Raw genomic sequence first — 15,534 nt, 5'->3', positions numbered from 1 at the left:
CTATTGAACGGAGGTGGTGATGCGGCCGGACGTCGTGGTCATCGGAGCGGGCATCATCGGCGCCGCGTGCGCCCAGGCGCTGCACGCGCGCGGGCTCACCGTTCTCGTGGTCGACCGCCACGGACCCGCGTCGGGCACCAGCGCCGCCGGCGAGGGCAACGTCCTCGTCAGCGACAAGGAACCAGGCCCTGAGCTGGAGCTCGCCCTGGCCAGCCGAGAGCTGTGGCCGGAGCTGGCGGCGGACGCCGAGTGGGAGGAGAAGGGCGGCCTGGTCGTCGCCACGACCGGGGACTCCGCCCAGCCGCTCAGGGACTTCGCCGCGCGGCAACGCGCAGCGGGCGTCGACGCCCGCGAGCTGACCGCGGCGGAGGCGCTCGCCCGTGAACCGCACCTCAACCCGGAGCTCACCGCCGCCGTCCACTACCCGCGCGACGCGCAGCTCAACCCGGTCAAGGCCACCAGGGCCCTGCTGCGCGGCATCGCGGTCACCCGCGCCGAGGTGTCCACGACGGACGGCCGCAGCGTCACGACCTCCGGCGGTGTGATCCGCTGCGGCGCGGTCGTCAACGCCACCGGCCCGTGGGCGCGCGGCTTCGGCGTCAACGTGCTGCCCCGGCGCGGTGTCGTGCTGGTCACCACACCGATCCCCGGCGCGATCCGGCACAAGGTCTACGACGCGGACTACGTCGGCGCGGTCGCGAGCGGCGACGCGGACCTGCAGACGTCCGGTGTCGTCGAGTCGACGCGGGCCGGCACCGTCCTGATCGGGTCGAGCCGGCAGCGCAAGGGCTTCGACGACACGATCGAGAGCGAGGTGCTCAGAGCGTTGGCCCGCCGGGCCATAGCGCTCTTCCCGATGCTCACGAACGTGCCGGTCATGCGCGCGTACGGCGGCTTCCGCCCGTACGCGCCCGACCACCTGCCGATCATCGGTGCGGATCCCCGCACGCCCGGTCTGTGGCACGCCACGGGCCACGAGGGCGCGGGCGTCGGTCTCGCCCCGGCCACCGGGCGGCTGCTCGCCCAGTTGCTCACCGGCGAGACGCCGCTCGTGGATCCCCACCCGTTCCGCGTCGACCGCCCGGAGGTGATGGTGTGAAGGTGAGCTTCAACGGCCTGCAGCGCGAGGTGGCCCACGTCGCGGAGCTGCTGCCCGGCAGGTTCTTCTGCGGCATCGGCGTCTGCTTCGGCTGCGTCGCGGAGATCAACGGCGTGCCCGAGGTCCGCGCGTGCCGCCACCGGTTGCGCGACGGCGACGTGATCAGGACCGAGTCGTGAGGGTGGTCGTGGTGGGGGCCGGACCGGCCGGCATGGCCGCCGCCACCACCGCCGCCGGCGCGGGGGCCGAGGTCGTCCTGGTCGACTCGGAACCCGCCGCGGGCGGCCAGTTCCTGCGCGGCCGCGCCCGGTTCGCGCACCCCGGCGTGACGCACCTGACCGACACCGAGGCGTGGCTCGTCGAGGACGGCACGCTGCACCTGCGCGGTCCGGCGCGGCTGCGCTTCGACGCGCTGGTCGTCGCCACCGGCGCCTACGACCGGCCGCTGCCCTTCCCCGGCTGGGACGGACCCGGCGTGATCACCGCCGGTGCCGCCCAGGCGCTCGCGAAGCAGGGCGTCGCGCTCGGGCACCGCGTGATCGTCTCGGGCACCGGCCCGTTCCTGCTGCCCGTCGCCGCCGCGCTGCGGGAGCTCGGCGCCACGCTCGTCGGCGTCTACGAGGCCTCCTCGCCGACGAGGTGGCTGCGGGAGGCCAGGGCCGTCGCCGCCAACCGGCACAAGATCGCCGAACTGGCCGGGTACCGGAAGGTGCTGGCCCGGCTGGAGACCCGCACGGCGGTGGTCGCCAAGCACGGCGACCGCGTCACGGTCGCGAAGCTCGACCGCGACTGGCGCCCGGTCAGCCACCGCACGGAGCACGCCGACCTCGTCTGCACCGGCTACGGCTTCCTGCCCCGCACGGACCTCGTGCCCCACGCCGAGCGCACCGGCGACTTCCTCGACGTCGACGACCACCAGCGCACCTCGGTCGGGAACGTCTTCGCGGCCGGTGAGGTCACCGGCATCGGCGGCGCCGACCTCGCCGCGGCCGAGGGTGTCGTGGCCGGAGCCGCCGCGGCGCGCCGGGACCCTCCCCGGGAAGCCCTCGAAGCCGTGCGCAGGGGCCGGTTGTTCGCGCGGGCCCTCGCCAGGGTGCACGCCGTCCAGCCCGGCTGGCGGACGTGGCTCGAGGAGGACACCACCGTGTGCCGCTGCGAGAAGGTGAGCCTGCGGGACCTTCCCGACGCGACCGGCATGCGCGAGCTGAAGCTCACCAGCCGGGTCGCGATGGGCCGCTGCCAGGGCCGCATCTGCGCCCGCAACGCCGCCGAGCTGACCGGCGTCCCGTTCGACGGGCAGCGCCGCGTGATCGCTGTCCCGATCCCCCTCGGCGAACTCGCCGCACTCCCGGAGGAGAACCAGCCATGAGCGAACGCCTCGACGGCGTCATCGTCGCCACCGCCCTGCCCTACGCCGAGGACCCCGCGGCACCGGCGGGACTGCGCCCGGACCTGGACAAGCTCGCCGAGCACTGCCGGTGGGTCGTCGAGAACGGCTGCCGCGGCGTCGGGCCGAACGGCTCGCTGGGCGAGTACTCGTCGCTGACCGACGCGGAACGCCGCGAGGTCGCCAGGACGGCCATCGCGGCGGTGAAGGGCAAGGGGATCGCCGTCATCGGCGTGCACGGCGTCGGCGCCCACCAGGCCCGCCACTGGGCCGAGCTGGCGGCGGAGGACGGCGCGGACGGCGTGCTCTGCCTGCCGCCCACCATGTACCGGGCCAACCGGGGTGAGGTCGTGCACCACTTCCGCGAGGTCGCGAAGGCCGGGCTGCCGATCATGGTCTACAACAACCCGATCGACACCAAGGTCGACCTCACCCCGGACCTGATCGCCGAACTGGGGCAGATCGAGCAGGTCGTGGCGGTGAAGGAGTTCTCCGGCGACGTCCGGCGCGTGCTCGAGATCCGCGCGGCCGCCCCGCACCTCACCGTCGTGGCGGGCGCGGACGACGTCGTGCTGGAGAGCCTGCTGATGGGCGCGACGGGCTGGTTCGCGGGCTACCCCAACGTCTTCCCCGCCGAGTGCGCCGAGCTGTTCACCCTCGCGCGGGAGGGCAGGCTCGCCGAGGCCCGGACGTTGTACGAACGGCTCGTGCCGGCGTTCCGCTGGGACTCGCGCACCGAGTTCGTGCAGGCGATCAAGCACTCGATGGACTTCGTCGGCCGCTACGGCGGTCCGTGCCGCCCGCCGCGCGGGCCGTTGTCGCAGGCCCAGGTCGAGCAGGTGGACGCGGACATGAAGCTGGCGACGTCATGAGGTTCGCCCGGTACCTCAGCGCGGTCGACTCGCACACCGAGGGCATGCCGACGCGCGTGATCACCGGTGGGGCCGGGGTGATCCCCGGCGCGACCATGGCCGAGAAGCGGCTGAACTTCGTCGAGCACCACGACCACCTCCGCAGGTTCCTGGTCAACGAGCCACGCGGCCACGCGGCGATGAGCGGCGCGATCCTGCAGCCGCCGACCCGGCCGGACGCGGACTGGGGCGTGCTCTACATCGAGGTGTCGGGCTGCCTGCCGATGTGCGGGCACGGCACGATCGGCGTGGCGACGGTGCTGGTGGAGACCGGCATGGTCGAGGTGGTCGAGCCGGTGACGACCGTCCGCCTCGACACCCCGGCCGGACTGGTGCTCGCCGACTACGACACCCGCACGAAGCTGGTGACGATCCGCAACGTCCCGGCGTACGCGCACGAGCTGGACGCGACCGTCGACGTGCCCGGCCTCGGCCAGGTCCGCTACGACATGGCGTACGGGGGCAACTTCTACGCGATCCTGCCCCTCGCGGACCTCGGGATCCCGTTCGACCGGGCGGAGAAGGACCGGATCCTCGCCGCCGGTCTGTCCATCATGGACCGGATCAACGCGGAGAACCGCCCGGTGCACCCGGTGGACGCGGCGATCAGCGGCTGCAAGCACGTCCAGTTCACCGCGCCCGGCCGGGACGGCGCCCACTCGCGCAACGCGATGGCGATCCACCCCGGCTGGTTCGACCGGTCCCCGTGCGGCACGGGGACCTGTGCCCGGATGGCCCAGCTGCACGCGCGCGGCGAACTCGGGATCGGCGCGGACTTCGTGAACGAGTCGTTCATCGGCACCAGGTTCATCGGGCGGCTGCTGGACGAGGTGCCCCTCGGCGACCGCACGGCGGTCCTGCCCACGGTGGCGGGCCGCGCGTGGATCACCGGGATGGGCCAGTACCTGCTCGACGCCACCGACCCGTTCCCGGAGGGGTTCACGCTCTGAGGCCGGTGCCGGGCTTCTCCGGGCGCGCGCGTTTCCGTTGCTCGTGGTGCCGGCCGCCGGAGCTCACACCGCCGGAGGCCGGTCCTCGTAAGGCGTCGACAGCACCACGGTGGTCCGCGTCGACACGTTCGCCGACTCGCGGATCTTCTGCAGCAGCTCCTCCAGCGCCGTCGGCGAGGCGACCCGCACGCGCAGCACGTAGGAGGCGTCGCCCGCGACCGAGTAGCAGGCCTCGATCTCCGGCAGGTGCTCGAGGCGCTTGGGGTAGTCGTCGGGCTCGGCCGGGTTGATCGGGAAGAGCGAGATGAAGGCGGACATCGGCAGGCCGACCTCGGCGCCGTCCAGGCGGGCGGCGTAGCCCTTCACGATGCCGCGCTGTTCGAGGCGCTTCACCCGCTGGTGGACGGCCGAGACGGACAGGCCCACCCGCTCGGCCAGGTCGGTGAAGCTGCACCGGCCGTCCGAGGCGAGTTCCTTCAGTATCGCTCTGTCGATCTGCTCGAGGGTCAAAGCACCACCAGTTCGTGAGGTCGGTTGTTGAAGGACTCGACGCCGTCGGCGGTGGCCACGACGATGTCCTCGATGCGCGCGCCCCACCGGCCCGGCAGGTAGATGCCGGGCTCGACGCTGAAGGCCATGCCTGCCTCCAGCGGCAGCGCGTTGCCGCTGACGATGTAGGGCTCCTCGTGCACGTCCAGGCCGATGCCGTGGCCGGTGCGGTGGACGAAGAACTCGCCGAAGCCCGCGTCGGCGATGACCGCGCGGGCGACGTTGTCGATCTCCTCGCACGTCACGCCGGGCTTCACGGCCTCGACGGCGGCCTGCTGCGCGGCCTGCAGGACGGCGTAGGTGTCCCAGACGTCGTCGTGGGACGGCTCGCCCATGACGTAGGTGCGGGTCGAGTCGGAGTTGTAGCCCTCGGCGACGGGGCCGCCGATGTCGATGACGACGACCTCGCCCGCCTCGATCACGCGGTCGGAGTCGCGGTGGTGCGGCGAGGCGCCGTTCGGGCCGGAGCCGACGATCACGAACTCGGCGACCGCGTGGCCCTCCTCGACGATGGCCACGGCGATGTCGCGGGCCACCTCGCGCTCGGTGCGGCCGACGCGCAGGAACTCGCCCATGCGCGCGTGCACCCGGTCGATCGCGGCGCCCGCCTTGCGCAGGGCGGCGATCTCCGCCTCGTCCTTGCGCATGCGCAGCTCGCGCAGGATCGGGCCGGCCAGGGACTGCGGACCGCCGAGCGCGGTGCCGAGCTTGATGGTGTGCAGGGCGGGCATCATGTCCGCCACGGCCGCGCGCGACCCCTTCACCGCGGCCTTGACCAGGGCGTACGGGTCCTCGCCGTCCACCCACGTGACGACCTCGACGCCGAGCTCGTCGGTCGGGATGCCCGCGTAGCCCGGCTGCTCCAGCTTCGGCACGACCAGCGTCGGCGTGCCGTCGACCGGCAGCGCGAGGCAGGTGAGGCGCTCGAACGAGTCGCCACCGGCACCGATCAGGTACCGCAGGTCCGAGCCGGGAGAGATGAGCAGGGCGTCGACGCCCGCCCGCCCGGCGGCTTCGGAGGCGCGGTCGAGCCTCGCACGGAGTGCAGACACGTCGATGGGGCCGGTGATCGTTGCCATGCCGGAAAGCCTAGTAGCTTGTCCAATCGTGAGCTCTCCCCTGGTGCTGCTCGACTCCGCGAGCCTCTACTTCCGGTCGTTCTACGCGCTGCCGGACTCGATGACGGCGCCCGACGGCACGCCGGTGAACGCCGTGCGCGGGTTCGTCGACACGATCGCCCGCGTCATCACCGACCGCGGCGCGTCGAGGCTCGTCGCCTGCCTCGACGCCGACTGGCGCCCCGAGTTCCGGGTGAAGGCGCTGCCGTCCTACAAGGCGCACCGCGTCGCCGAGGACGCCGCCGACGGCTCCGAGGAGGTCCCGGACACCCTGACGCCGCAGATCCCGATCATCCTCGACGTGCTCGACGCGGCCGGCATCTGCACCGGCGAGGCGGCCGGCCACGAGGCGGACGACGTGATCGGCGCCCTCGCCCACCGCGAGACGATCTCCCCCGTCGAGGTGGTGACCGGCGACCGCGACATGTTCCAGGTCGTGCGCATGGACCCCACGCCCGTGCACGTCGTGTACGTCGGTCGCGGGTGGAACAAGGCGGAGGTCCTCGGCCCGCGGGAGCTGGCAGCCAAGTACTCGCTGCCGGTGGAGAACGCGGGCTCCGCCTACGCCGACATGTCCGTGCTGCGCGGCGACCCCTCCGACGGCCTGCCGGGCGTCGCGGGCATCGGCGAGAAGACCGCGGCGAAGCTCATCACCGAGTTCGGCTCGCTCGACGCCGTGCTGAAGGCCGTCCACGACCCGATGGACCGCAAGCTCACCACCAAGGCCCGCAACTCGCTCATCGCGGCCGAGGAGTACCTGGCGGTGGCGCCCGTCGTCGTCCGCACCGCACTCGACGCCCCGGTGGTGCTCGACCGCGACGACGAGCTGCCGCGCGTGCCCGCCGACCCCGAGCGGCTGCGTGAGCTCACGCAGCGCTGGGGGCTGGGCAGTTCGGTGCCGCGCCTGGTGAACGCGATGGAGCGGCGCGCCTGAGCCGGTCCGCGCCGCCGCCCGGCCACCCGGACTAGAAGAACGTGCCGCAGTACGGCTTGCGCTGCACGGCGAACAGCGCGTCGGCGTCGGCCAGGCGGCTGCCGGAGAGCCGTTTGACGGCCGCGAGCTGGGAGAAGGTCGTGTCGCCGAGGTACACGGCGCCGAGCAGGCCGACCGGGATCGTGACGTCGGCCGGCTCCTCGACGCGCTCGGCGCCGTCCGCCGACACCCGGTAGCAGCCGGAGTTGGCGGGCAGCAGCCCGTCCTGGACCTCGATCACGACCGGCTCGGCTTCGCCGTAGGTGCGGGCGGAGAGCATGCGCGGCACGTCGGTCAGCCGCAGCCAGATCTCGTCGAAGATCTCCCGGGTGTGGACGACGCGCGGGTCCTCGAACAGCCACGAGACCGGGTCGTCGAGCGCCAGGTCGATGTCGATGTGGTCGACGAGGTCCAGGCGCGAGACGAAGATCCACAGATCGCGCCACGCGTCGTCGTCCGCCCACTCGAAGTCCTCGATGGACAGCCGGTGCCGGAACCCCTTCTCCTCGGCGACCTTGTAGGTCAGGAAGCCGTCGTCCCCGTCGGGTCCACTGTGGACGACGGTGACCGAGTTCTCCGCCTCGCTCTTGCGGTCGCGCGCCCGTGCCCACCAGCCAGGCCACCTGCCGATCTGGCCCGGCCTCGCCAGGCCGACGGCCTCGTGCAGCTCCGGCAGCAGCTTGTCCGCGGTGTCCTGGTCGACCATGCGCACGCGGCCGGTCATCTCGCCGGGGATCACGGCCCGCTTGGCGTCGATCTCCACCGTGCGCCAGCGGCTCGCCGGGCCGTAGCCGAAACGGCCGTAGATGCGGCTCTCCGAGGCGCGCAGCGTGGCCACGGGATCGGGCAACGACGAGAGCTGTTCGCGCATCAGGGCGGACAGCACACCCCGGCGGGTGTGGTCGGCGCGGACGCCCACGCGGGAGACGGCGGAGTGCGGCACGACCGCGCCGCCTGGGACCACGAGCGAGGAGCCGTAGGACTGGGTGGTGCCGATCATCTCGTCGCCGTCGAACGCGGCGAGCACGCGGCCCGGCTCGTAGGAGGGGCGTGCCACCTGCCACTGCTCGTCGCTGAACGGACTCCAGTGCATGGCACGGCGGAACACCGTCATGTGGGCGCGGAACTGCGCGTCGTCGGTGAGAACGCGGATCTCGGTCACGCCCGCGATCGTGTCTCAGCACGACCGCGGGCGCACCTCAGTTTTCGCGCGGGCGATCAGCCCGTGGGCTGGCCGACCTCGTACTCGCCGTCCTCGGTCTTGACGACGATCTTGACCTTCTTGTCCTTGCCGCCGACCTGGACCTTGCACTCGAACGAGGTGTTGGGCTTGACCTCGTTCTCACCGCCGCAGGTCGCGGCCCCGACGTCGGAGATCTTGTACTCGTCCTTCAGGATCTGGACGATCCCGTTCTGCACGGCGGTGTTGTCGAAGATCTTCTTCTTGAAGAAGGCCGGCGACACGAACCCGGTGAAGAGCACACCGCCGACGAGCAGGACGACGACCACCGCGGCGACCCAGATGGCCGCGCTGGACTTCTTCTTCGGCGGCATCGGCGGGCCGTAGCCCGGCTGCTGCCCGTACGGGTTGGGCTGCTGGCCGGGAACGCCGTACTGCTGCGTCTGCTGGCCGTACGGGTCCTGCGCGGGCGTGCCGTACGGGTTCGACTGCGGCTGCTGGCCCGGCACGCCGTACTGCTGGGTCTGCTGCTGGGACGGATCGAAACCGGGGTACGGCTGCTGCTGCCCCGGCTGGGGCTGCTGCGGCTGGCCGTAGGGGTTCTGGGCCGGGAAGCCGCCGGACGGTGTGCCGGGAGGAAAACCGCCACCGTAGGGCTGCTGCGGCTGGCCCCAGGGCTGCTGCGGATCGTTCCCTCCGGACGGTCCGTACGGGCTGCTCATCTGTCGACCTCCGTGTGTACGACGTTGCGCCGAGATCCAATCACACCGCTGACGTCAGTCTTTACTCCGACTCGCAAAACCTTCGTCAGGCCCATGTCACATCATCGCCACAACTCCGCGGCGCAGGGCGTCGACCGCCTTGGCCGCCGCCGCGCCGACCGCGTCCTTGCGGCCGAGCACCTCGCGGATCTGGTCCAGCAGGTCGATCACCTGGCGGCACCAGCGCACGAAGTCGCCGGCGCCGAGCTCGTTGCCACCGGCTTCGGCCGCGCTCAGCACCTTCTCGAGCGACTCGCCGCGCGCCCAGCGGTACACCGGCCACGCGAAGCCGGGATCCGGCTGGCGCGTGATGCGCTCGAGCTTGTGGCGGCGCTCGTCGTCCTCGATCTCCGCCCACAGCCGCACGGTCTTCCCCATCGCGTCCGCCACCGGGCCCTGGGGCAGCCGCGCCTCCACCGGACCGTCCCGGCGCGCCTCGTAGACGAGTGACGACACCACGGCCGCCAGCTCCTCCGGCCTGAGGCCCTTCCACACGCCGTGGCGCAGGCACTCGGCGGCCAGCAGGTCCGACTCGCTGTACAGCCGCGTGAGGCGCTTGCCGTCCTGCGTCACCTCGTCGGCCTCGGACAGGTAGCCGCGCTCGCGCAGCAACGCCCGGATGCGGTCGAACTGGCGGGCCAGCGAGTGCGTGGTCGCCGCGACCTTGCGCTCCAGCTGCTCGGTCTCGGCCAGCAGCCGGTGGTACCGCTCGCCCCAGCGCGCGTGGTCCTCGCGCTGGTCGCAGCCGTGGCACGGGTGTGCGCGCAGCGCCCGGCGCAGCGTCGCGAGCTCGGGGTCGTCGTCCGCCGTCGTCTTCCTGCGGCCGCGCGACGGCACGACGATCCCGGTGTTGCGGATCGTCGCCGCGAGGTCGCGCCGCGACTTGGGCGAGCGCACGTCGACCTGCCGCGGCAGCCGGAGGTGGCCGAGCACCTCGACCGGCGCCGGGAAGTCCGCCGACGTGAGGCGGCCCGACCAGCGGTCCTCGGTGACGACCAGCGGCCTGGCCTCGCCCAGCGGCTCGATGCCGGGGTCGATGACGACGGCGAGGCCGCTGCGCCGCCCGGACGGCACCGCGATCACGTCGCCCTTGCGCAGCCGCTCCAGCGACTTGGCCGTCTCGATGCGGCGCGAGTTCGTGTTCTGCTTGGCGAGCTGCTTCTCCCGGTCCGCGACCTTCCTGCGCAGGCCCGCGTACTCGGCGAAGTCGCCGAGGTGGCACGTCATCGACTCGGAGTAGCCCTCGAGCGCGTCCTTGTTCCGCTCGATCCGGCGCGCCAGCCCGACCACCGACCTGTCCGCCTGGAACTGCGCGAACGACTGCTCCAGGATCTCGCGCGCGGCCGAGGCCCCGAGCTGGTGCACGAGGTTGACGGCCATGTTGTAGCCGGGCCGGAACGACGAGCGCAGCGGGTACGTGCGCGTGGAAGCGAGACCACCGACGGCCTTCGGGTCGATCCCCGGCTGCCAGACGACGACCGCGTGGCCCTCCACGTCGATGCCCCGCCGCCCCGCACGACCGGTGAGCTGCGTGTACTCCCCCGGCGTGAGGTCGACGTGCGCCTCGCCGTTGTACTTCACGAGCTTCTCGAGCACGACCGTGCGCGCGGGCATGTTGATGCCCAGCGCGAGCGTCTCGGTCGCGAACACCACCTTGACCAGGCCGCGGACGAACAGCTCCTCGACGGTCTCCTTGAACGCGGGCAGCAGCCCGGCGTGGTGGGAGGCGATGCCGCGCTCCAGCGCCTCGCGCCACTCCCAGAACCCGAGCACCATCAGGTCGGCCTCTGGCAGGTCGCGCGTCTTCTCGTCGATGATCCGGCGGACCTGCTCGGTCTCCTCCGGCGTGTTGAGCCGCAGCCCGGCCCGCGCGGTCTGCGCGACCGCCGCGTCGCAGCCCGCCCGGCTGAACACGAACACGATCGCCGGCAGCAGCGAGGCCGCGTCGAGCCGCTGGATCATGTCGATGCGCGACGGCGGCTTGTAGCCGGTGTTGCGCGGCGGGCGGCCCGCGCCGCCGCTGCCCCCGCGGTTGCGCCCGCGGCTGAACGGCACGTGGTAGCGCACCAGTTCCTCGGTCTTGCGCAGCACCTGCGCGTTGATCCGCGCGTGCGACTCGTCGCCCTCGAACAGGTCGAGCATCTGGTTGCCCACGAGCATGTGCTGCCACAGCGGCACGGGCCGGTGCTCGTCGACCACCACCGTCGTGTCGCCGCGCACCTCGACCAGCCACTCGCCGAACTCCTCGGCGTTGCTGACCGTCGCGGACAGACCGACGACCTGCACGTGCTCCGGCAGGTGCAGGATGACCTCCTCCCACACCGGGCCGCGGAAGCGGTCGGCGAGGTAGTGCACCTCGTCCATGACGACGTACGCGAGTCCGTCCAGAGTGGACGACCCGGCGTACAGCATGTTGCGCAGCACCTCGGTGGTCATGACGACCACCGGCGCGCCGCCGTTCACGCTCGTGTCGCCGGTGAGCAGGCCGATGCTCTCCGCCCCGTAGCGCGCGGTGAGATCGGCGAACTTCTGGTTGGACAGGGCCTTGATCGGGGTCGTGTAGAAGCACTTGCGGCCCTCGCTCAGGGCGAGGTGCACGGCGAACTCGCCCACCACCGTCTTGCCGGCACCGGTGGGGGCGCAGACGAGCACTCCGTGACCGTCCTCCAGGGCCTCGCAGGCCTGGCGCTGGAACGGGTCCAGCTCGAACGAGATGACGGAGCCGAAGTCGGTCAGCTTGGGCCGTTCAGCGCGACGCCGAGAGTCGGCGTAGGCCTCGGCCGGGGACCGCGAAGCACGTGACACCCCTTCAGGCTGTCACATCGCACCGACAACCGCCGCCGAGATAGATTAACTTCGACCGACACTGAAACGACAGAGGGCAGTGTCCTCACGACACCGCCCCCTGCCTGCGGTTTCCTCAGAACGTGCGCTGCAGCCGGTCTGCCACCAGCTTCACGAAACGGGACGGGTCGGCCAGCTCGCCGCCCTCCGCGAGCAGCGCCAGCCCGTGGATGAGCTCGGCCGTGCCGGCCAGCGAGTCGCGTTCACCGTCCGCGAACGCCTTGTGCAACCCCTCCACGAGCGGGTGCGCCGGGTTGAGCTCCAGGATCCGCTTGATCTTCGGCAGCTCCTGCCCCATCGCCTTGTACATCTTCTCCAGCGTCGGGGTGATGTCGTGGGCGTCGCCGACCACGCAGGCGGGCGAGGTCGTCAGGCGCGAGGAGAGCCGGACCTCCTTGACGTCCTCCGCGAGCTGCTCGCCCATCCACGTCAGCAGGTCGGCGAACTCGGCGGCCTTGGCCTCGTTGGCCGACTTCTCCTCGTCGGTCTCCAGGTCCACCTGGCCCTTGGCGACGGACTGGAACGGCTTGCCGTCGAACGACGGCACCGAGTCGACCCACATCTCGTCGATCGGGTCGGTCAGGATGAGCACCTCGAAGCCCTTGGCGCGCAACGCCTCCATGTGCGGCGAGTGCTCCACCGCGGACCGGGAGTCACCGGTCATGTAGTAGATGTGCTCCTGGCCCTCCTTCATCCGCGAGACGTAGTCGGCCAGCGTCGTCAGCGCGTCCTCGGAGTGCGTCGAGGCGAACGAGCAGATCTCCAGGATCGCGTCGCGGTTGTCGAAGTCGGAGAGCAGGCCCTCCTTGATGGCCGCGCCGACCTCCCGCCACAGCTTCGCGTAGTCGTCGGCACGCGACGACTGCAGCGCCTTGATCGAGGACAGGACCTTCTTCACCAGGCGGCGGCGCATCAGCTGGATCTGGCGGTCCTGCTGCAGGATCTCCCGCGAGACGTTCAGCGAGAGGTCCGCGGCGTCGACGACGCCCTTGACGAACCGCAGGTACTCCGGCATCAGCTCGGCGCAGTCCTCCATGATGAAGACGCGCTTCACGTAGAGCTGCACGCCGCGCTTGCTGTCGCGCATGAACAGGTCCAGCGGCGCCTGCGCGGGCAGGAACAGCAGCGCCTGGTACTCGAAGGTGCCCTCCGCCTGCATGCGGATGGTCTCGAGCGGCGCGTTCCAGTCGTGGCTGATGTGGCGGTAGAACTCGGCGTACTCCTCCTCCGTCACCTCGGAGGCCGGGCGCGCCCACAGCGCCTTGCGGGAGTTGATCTCCTCGCCGCCCAGGCGCACGGGCCAGGTGATGAAGTCCGAGTAGCGCTTGACGATCTCGCGGATCTTGGCCGGCTCGGTGTAGTCCGGCAGCTTGTCCTCGTCGTCGGACGGCTTGAGGTGCAGCGTGACCGAGGTGCCCTGCGGCGCGTCGTCGACGTCCTCGATCGTGTAGGTGCTCTCGCCGGTCGACTCCCAGCGGACGCCCTTCTCCGCGTGCGGGAACTTCGTCACCAGCGTGACCTTGTCGGCCACCATGAACGACGAGTAGAAGCCGATGCCGAACTGGCCGATCAGGTCGGAGGCCGACGACGACTGCTGCTCCTTGAGCTTGTGCAGGAACTCCGCGGTGCCGGACTTCGCGATCGTGCCGATCAGCCGCACGACGTCTTCCCGCGTCATGCCGATGCCGTTGTCGCGCACCGTCAGCGTGCGCTCGGCCGGGTCGGACTCGATCACGATGTGCAGGTCGTCGACGTCGACCTGCATGTCCTTGTCGCGGAAGGACTCGAGCCGCAGCTTGTCCAGCGCGTCGGAGGCGTTCGAGACCAGCTCGCGCAGGAACGTGTCCTTGTTCGAGTAGATCGAGTGGATCATCAGCTGCAGCAGCTGACGCGCCTCGGACTGAAACTCCAGCGTTTCCATGAATCCCCACCGAAAACCGAAACGAACCGAACAACCCTACAATTTAGCGACCCACGACTGTGAGAGCGCCTGGGACCGTCCGAACTGAGACGGGCAGGGCCTCCTGGCGCTCGCCGTCGGCGTAGGCGATCCAGCCGTTGCCGCCGGACAACGTCACTTCACGCGCGCGGAACGTCCGCACGGCCGGGTGCCCGGTGTGGTCGCCCGTGCGCAAGGTCGGCAGCATCCGCACCAGCACGGCGCGGCTCGCGCGCTCCACGACGGTGACGTCGAACAGGCCGTCGCCGGCGTCCGCCTCCGGGCACACGGGGATGCCGCCGCCGTAGTTCGCCGTGTTCCCCACCGCCACCAGCGTCGCGTCCAGCGAGAAGGTCTCCGACTCGGTCGCCAGCACCACCGGCGCCGACCGCAGCGACGCGAGCTCGGCCAGGATCGCCAGGTCGTAGCGGCGCGGGCCGGCGGGCCAGCGCATCGCGTTGGCCCGCTCGTTCACCGCGGAGTCGAACCCGGCGCACAGCACCGTCGCGAACCACTGCCCCGTCGACAACCGCCCCAGGTCCAGCGCCTTGCGGGAGCCGTGCACGACGTCGTCGACCGAGGCGGACCCGATCGCGGCCGCCAGGTCGTTGCCGGTGCCGGCCGGCACGACGCCCAGCGCCGTGGAGGTCCCGGCGCAGGCCTGGACGCCCAGGTGGGCCGCACCGTCGCCGCCGAGCACGACCAGCAGGTCGATCCCGCCGGCGACGGCCTCGCGCGCCATCCGCAACGCACCCTCGGCGTCGTGCGCCACGAGCTGCGTCAACGACGAGACGTGCGGGCGCAACGCCGCGGCGGTCGACCCCGCCATCCTGGCCGCGCGTCCCTTGCCCGACGCGGGGCAGACCAGCAGAGCGGCCCGCGTCACGTGGCGTCGTCGTAGTTCACGCGCTTCGGCTGCTCCGAAGCGACGGCCTTCTCACCGGGCAGCTCGCCGTCGGCGTCGGACGGCGTGTAGTCGAACGGGGCCGGCTCGTTGTCGTCGAGCGCGTCCCAGCCCTCGGCGGCGCGCAGCTTGGCCTTGCGCTTGTCGTGGACGCGGGCGATCTGGATCGCCATCTCGAACAGCAGCGACAACGCGACCGCCAGCACGACCATCGAGAGCGGGTCCGTGCCCGGCGTCGCGATCGCCGCGAACACGAACAGGCCCATCAGCAGGCCACGACGCCACTTGTGCAGCTTCTCGTACGACACCACGCCCGCGCGGTTGAGCATGACGACCAGCAGCGGCAACTCGAAGCTGACGCCGAAGATGAACAACATCGTGATCACGAACGAGATGTACTTGCCACCGGTCAGCGCCGTGATGAACTCGTCGCCACCGAAACTGATCAGCACCTGCAGGCCTTCCGGCACCACCAGGTAGGCGAGCACCGCACCGGCCGCGAACAAGATCGCCGCGAAGAACACGAAGCTGCGCGCGAAGTTGCGTTCCTTGGCGTACAGGCCAGGCGTGATGAACGCCCAGAACTGGTACAGCCAGAACGGGCTGAGCAGCACCGCACCGGCCGCGGTGCCGACCTGCAGCCGGATCATGAACGCCTCGAACGGCTCGGTCTGCAGCAGCTTGCAGCTCGTCTCACCGGGGAACTGGACGCGGTACGGCGCCAGGTCCGGCTGACAGTACGGAGCCGTCATGATGTCGCCCAGCGACGGGACCGGCCCCAACCTCACGCCGAACCAGATGAAGCCGAAGACGGCACCGATGGTGACGAACAGCAGCGCCAAGGCGAGCCGGTGCCGCAGCTCGTACAAGTGCTCTTTGAGCGACATCGTGCCGTCGGCGTTGCCCCGACGGCGCTTGC

14 protein-coding genes are annotated in these 15,534 nt (G+C 71.3%); 6 read left to right on the top strand and 8 right to left on the bottom strand.

Annotation, left to right across the window (positions count from 1 at the left end; genetic code table 11):
- Positions 1-19 precede the first annotated feature (19 nt).
- From BMW88_RS26910 to BMW88_RS26890, 5 genes are read left to right on the top strand one after another with little or no spacing between them, the layout of a single operon-like run.
- The gene (locus BMW88_RS26910) at positions 20-1,099 is read left to right on the top strand and encodes an NAD(P)/FAD-dependent oxidoreductase (protein ID WP_089955731.1); all 1,080 of its coding nucleotides are present in this window, start codon (positions 20-22) and stop codon (positions 1,097-1,099) included.
- On the top strand, positions 1,096-1,278 hold the full coding sequence (locus BMW88_RS43490; RefSeq protein WP_245778073.1) for a 2Fe-2S iron-sulfur cluster-binding protein: 183 nt from the start codon (positions 1,096-1,098) through the stop codon (positions 1,276-1,278). Before BMW88_RS26910 ends, BMW88_RS43490 begins: the two co-directional genes overlap by 4 nt.
- Positions 1,275-2,468, top strand: coding sequence for an NAD(P)/FAD-dependent oxidoreductase (locus tag BMW88_RS26900; protein WP_089955479.1), 1,194 nt, complete (start codon positions 1,275-1,277; stop codon positions 2,466-2,468). The genes BMW88_RS43490 and BMW88_RS26900 overlap by 4 nt, the downstream gene beginning before the upstream one ends.
- The gene (locus BMW88_RS26895) at positions 2,465-3,358 is read left to right on the top strand and encodes a dihydrodipicolinate synthase family protein (protein WP_089955477.1); all 894 of its coding nucleotides are present in this window, start codon (positions 2,465-2,467) and stop codon (positions 3,356-3,358) included. Before BMW88_RS26900 ends, BMW88_RS26895 begins: the two co-directional genes overlap by 4 nt.
- Positions 3,355-4,347, top strand: a complete 993-nt coding sequence (locus BMW88_RS26890; protein ID WP_089955474.1) for a proline racemase family protein — start codon at positions 3,355-3,357, stop codon at positions 4,345-4,347. The genes BMW88_RS26895 and BMW88_RS26890 overlap by 4 nt, the downstream gene beginning before the upstream one ends.
- Before the next feature lie 63 nt (positions 4,348-4,410).
- Here the strand turns inward: BMW88_RS26890 and BMW88_RS26885 are convergent, their stop codons facing one another.
- Positions 4,411-4,857 carry an Lrp/AsnC family transcriptional regulator gene (locus BMW88_RS26885; RefSeq protein WP_089955472.1) on the bottom strand — a complete coding sequence of 149 codons (447 nt, stop codon included), beginning with the start codon at positions 4,855-4,857 and terminating at the stop codon, positions 4,411-4,413.
- On the bottom strand, positions 4,854-5,975 hold the full coding sequence (locus tag BMW88_RS26880) for a M24 family metallopeptidase (RefSeq protein WP_089955470.1): 1,122 nt from the start codon (positions 5,973-5,975) through the stop codon (positions 4,854-4,856). Before BMW88_RS26880 ends, BMW88_RS26885 begins: the two co-directional genes overlap by 4 nt.
- Positions 5,976-6,003: 28 nt before the next feature.
- On the opposite strand from BMW88_RS26880, the gene BMW88_RS26875 reads away from it, so the two are divergent.
- Positions 6,004-6,948, top strand: a complete 945-nt coding sequence (locus BMW88_RS26875; RefSeq protein ID WP_089955468.1) for a 5'-3' exonuclease — start codon at positions 6,004-6,006, stop codon at positions 6,946-6,948.
- A 31-nt stretch (positions 6,949-6,979) separates the two neighbouring features.
- Here BMW88_RS26875 and BMW88_RS26870 read toward each other — a convergent pair whose 3' ends face one another.
- The 6 genes from BMW88_RS26870 to tatC form a co-directional block, all read right to left on the bottom strand.
- On the bottom strand, positions 6,980-8,149 hold the full coding sequence (locus BMW88_RS26870) for a GNAT family N-acetyltransferase (RefSeq protein ID WP_089955466.1): 1,170 nt from the start codon (positions 8,147-8,149) through the stop codon (positions 6,980-6,982).
- Positions 8,150-8,205: 56 nt separating this feature from the next.
- The gene (locus tag BMW88_RS26865; protein WP_089955464.1) at positions 8,206-8,889 is read right to left on the bottom strand and encodes a DUF4333 domain-containing protein; all 684 of its coding nucleotides are present in this window, start codon (positions 8,887-8,889) and stop codon (positions 8,206-8,208) included.
- A gap of 96 nt (positions 8,890-8,985) precedes the next feature.
- Complete coding sequence (locus tag BMW88_RS26860) at positions 8,986-11,733, bottom strand: DEAD/DEAH box helicase (protein WP_089955462.1); 2,748 nt, start codon at positions 11,731-11,733, stop codon at positions 8,986-8,988.
- A 115-nt stretch (positions 11,734-11,848) separates the two neighbouring features.
- Complete coding sequence (gene htpG / locus BMW88_RS26855) at positions 11,849-13,693, bottom strand: molecular chaperone HtpG (protein ID WP_089955460.1); 1,845 nt, start codon at positions 13,691-13,693, stop codon at positions 11,849-11,851.
- 43 nt (positions 13,694-13,736) lie between these two features.
- A complete protein-coding gene (locus tag BMW88_RS26850) occupies positions 13,737-14,597 on the bottom strand; it encodes a diacylglycerol kinase family protein (protein WP_089955458.1) in 861 nt (286 codons plus the stop codon).
- Positions 14,594-15,502 (bottom strand): twin-arginine translocase subunit TatC, encoded by a 909-nt coding sequence (gene tatC, locus BMW88_RS26845; RefSeq protein WP_089955728.1) that lies wholly within the window; start codon positions 15,500-15,502, stop codon positions 14,594-14,596. The genes BMW88_RS26850 and tatC overlap by 4 nt, the downstream gene beginning before the upstream one ends.
- Between the last annotated feature and the right edge of the window lie 32 nt (positions 15,503-15,534).

It is taken from the genome of Lentzea xinjiangensis (assembly GCF_900110955.1).
GTDB classification, from domain to species: domain Bacteria; phylum Actinomycetota; class Actinomycetes; order Mycobacteriales; family Pseudonocardiaceae; genus Lentzea; species Lentzea xinjiangensis.
The sequence above is the reverse complement of the archived record's forward strand: the minus strand, read 5'-3'. Positions and strand labels throughout refer to the sequence as shown.

Coding starts and splice junctions, on each gene's coding strand:
- BMW88_RS26910 (WP_089955731.1), top strand. CDS start 20: ATGCGGCCGGACGTCGTGGTCATCGGAGCGGGCATCATCGGCGCCGCG.
- BMW88_RS26895 (WP_089955477.1), top strand. CDS start 2,465: ATGAGCGAACGCCTCGACGGCGTCATCGTCGCCACCGCCCTGCCCTAC.
- BMW88_RS26890 (WP_089955474.1), top strand. CDS start 3,355: ATGAGGTTCGCCCGGTACCTCAGCGCGGTCGACTCGCACACCGAGGGC.
- BMW88_RS26880 (WP_089955470.1), bottom strand. CDS start 5,975: ATGGCAACGATCACCGGCCCCATCGACGTGTCTGCACTCCGTGCGAGG.
- BMW88_RS26865 (WP_089955464.1), bottom strand. CDS start 8,889: ATGAGCAGCCCGTACGGACCGTCCGGAGGGAACGATCCGCAGCAGCCC.
- htpG (WP_089955460.1), bottom strand. CDS start 13,693: ATGGAAACGCTGGAGTTTCAGTCCGAGGCGCGTCAGCTGCTGCAGCTG.
- tatC (WP_089955728.1), bottom strand. CDS start 15,502: ATGTCGCTCAAAGAGCACTTGTACGAGCTGCGGCACCGGCTCGCCTTG.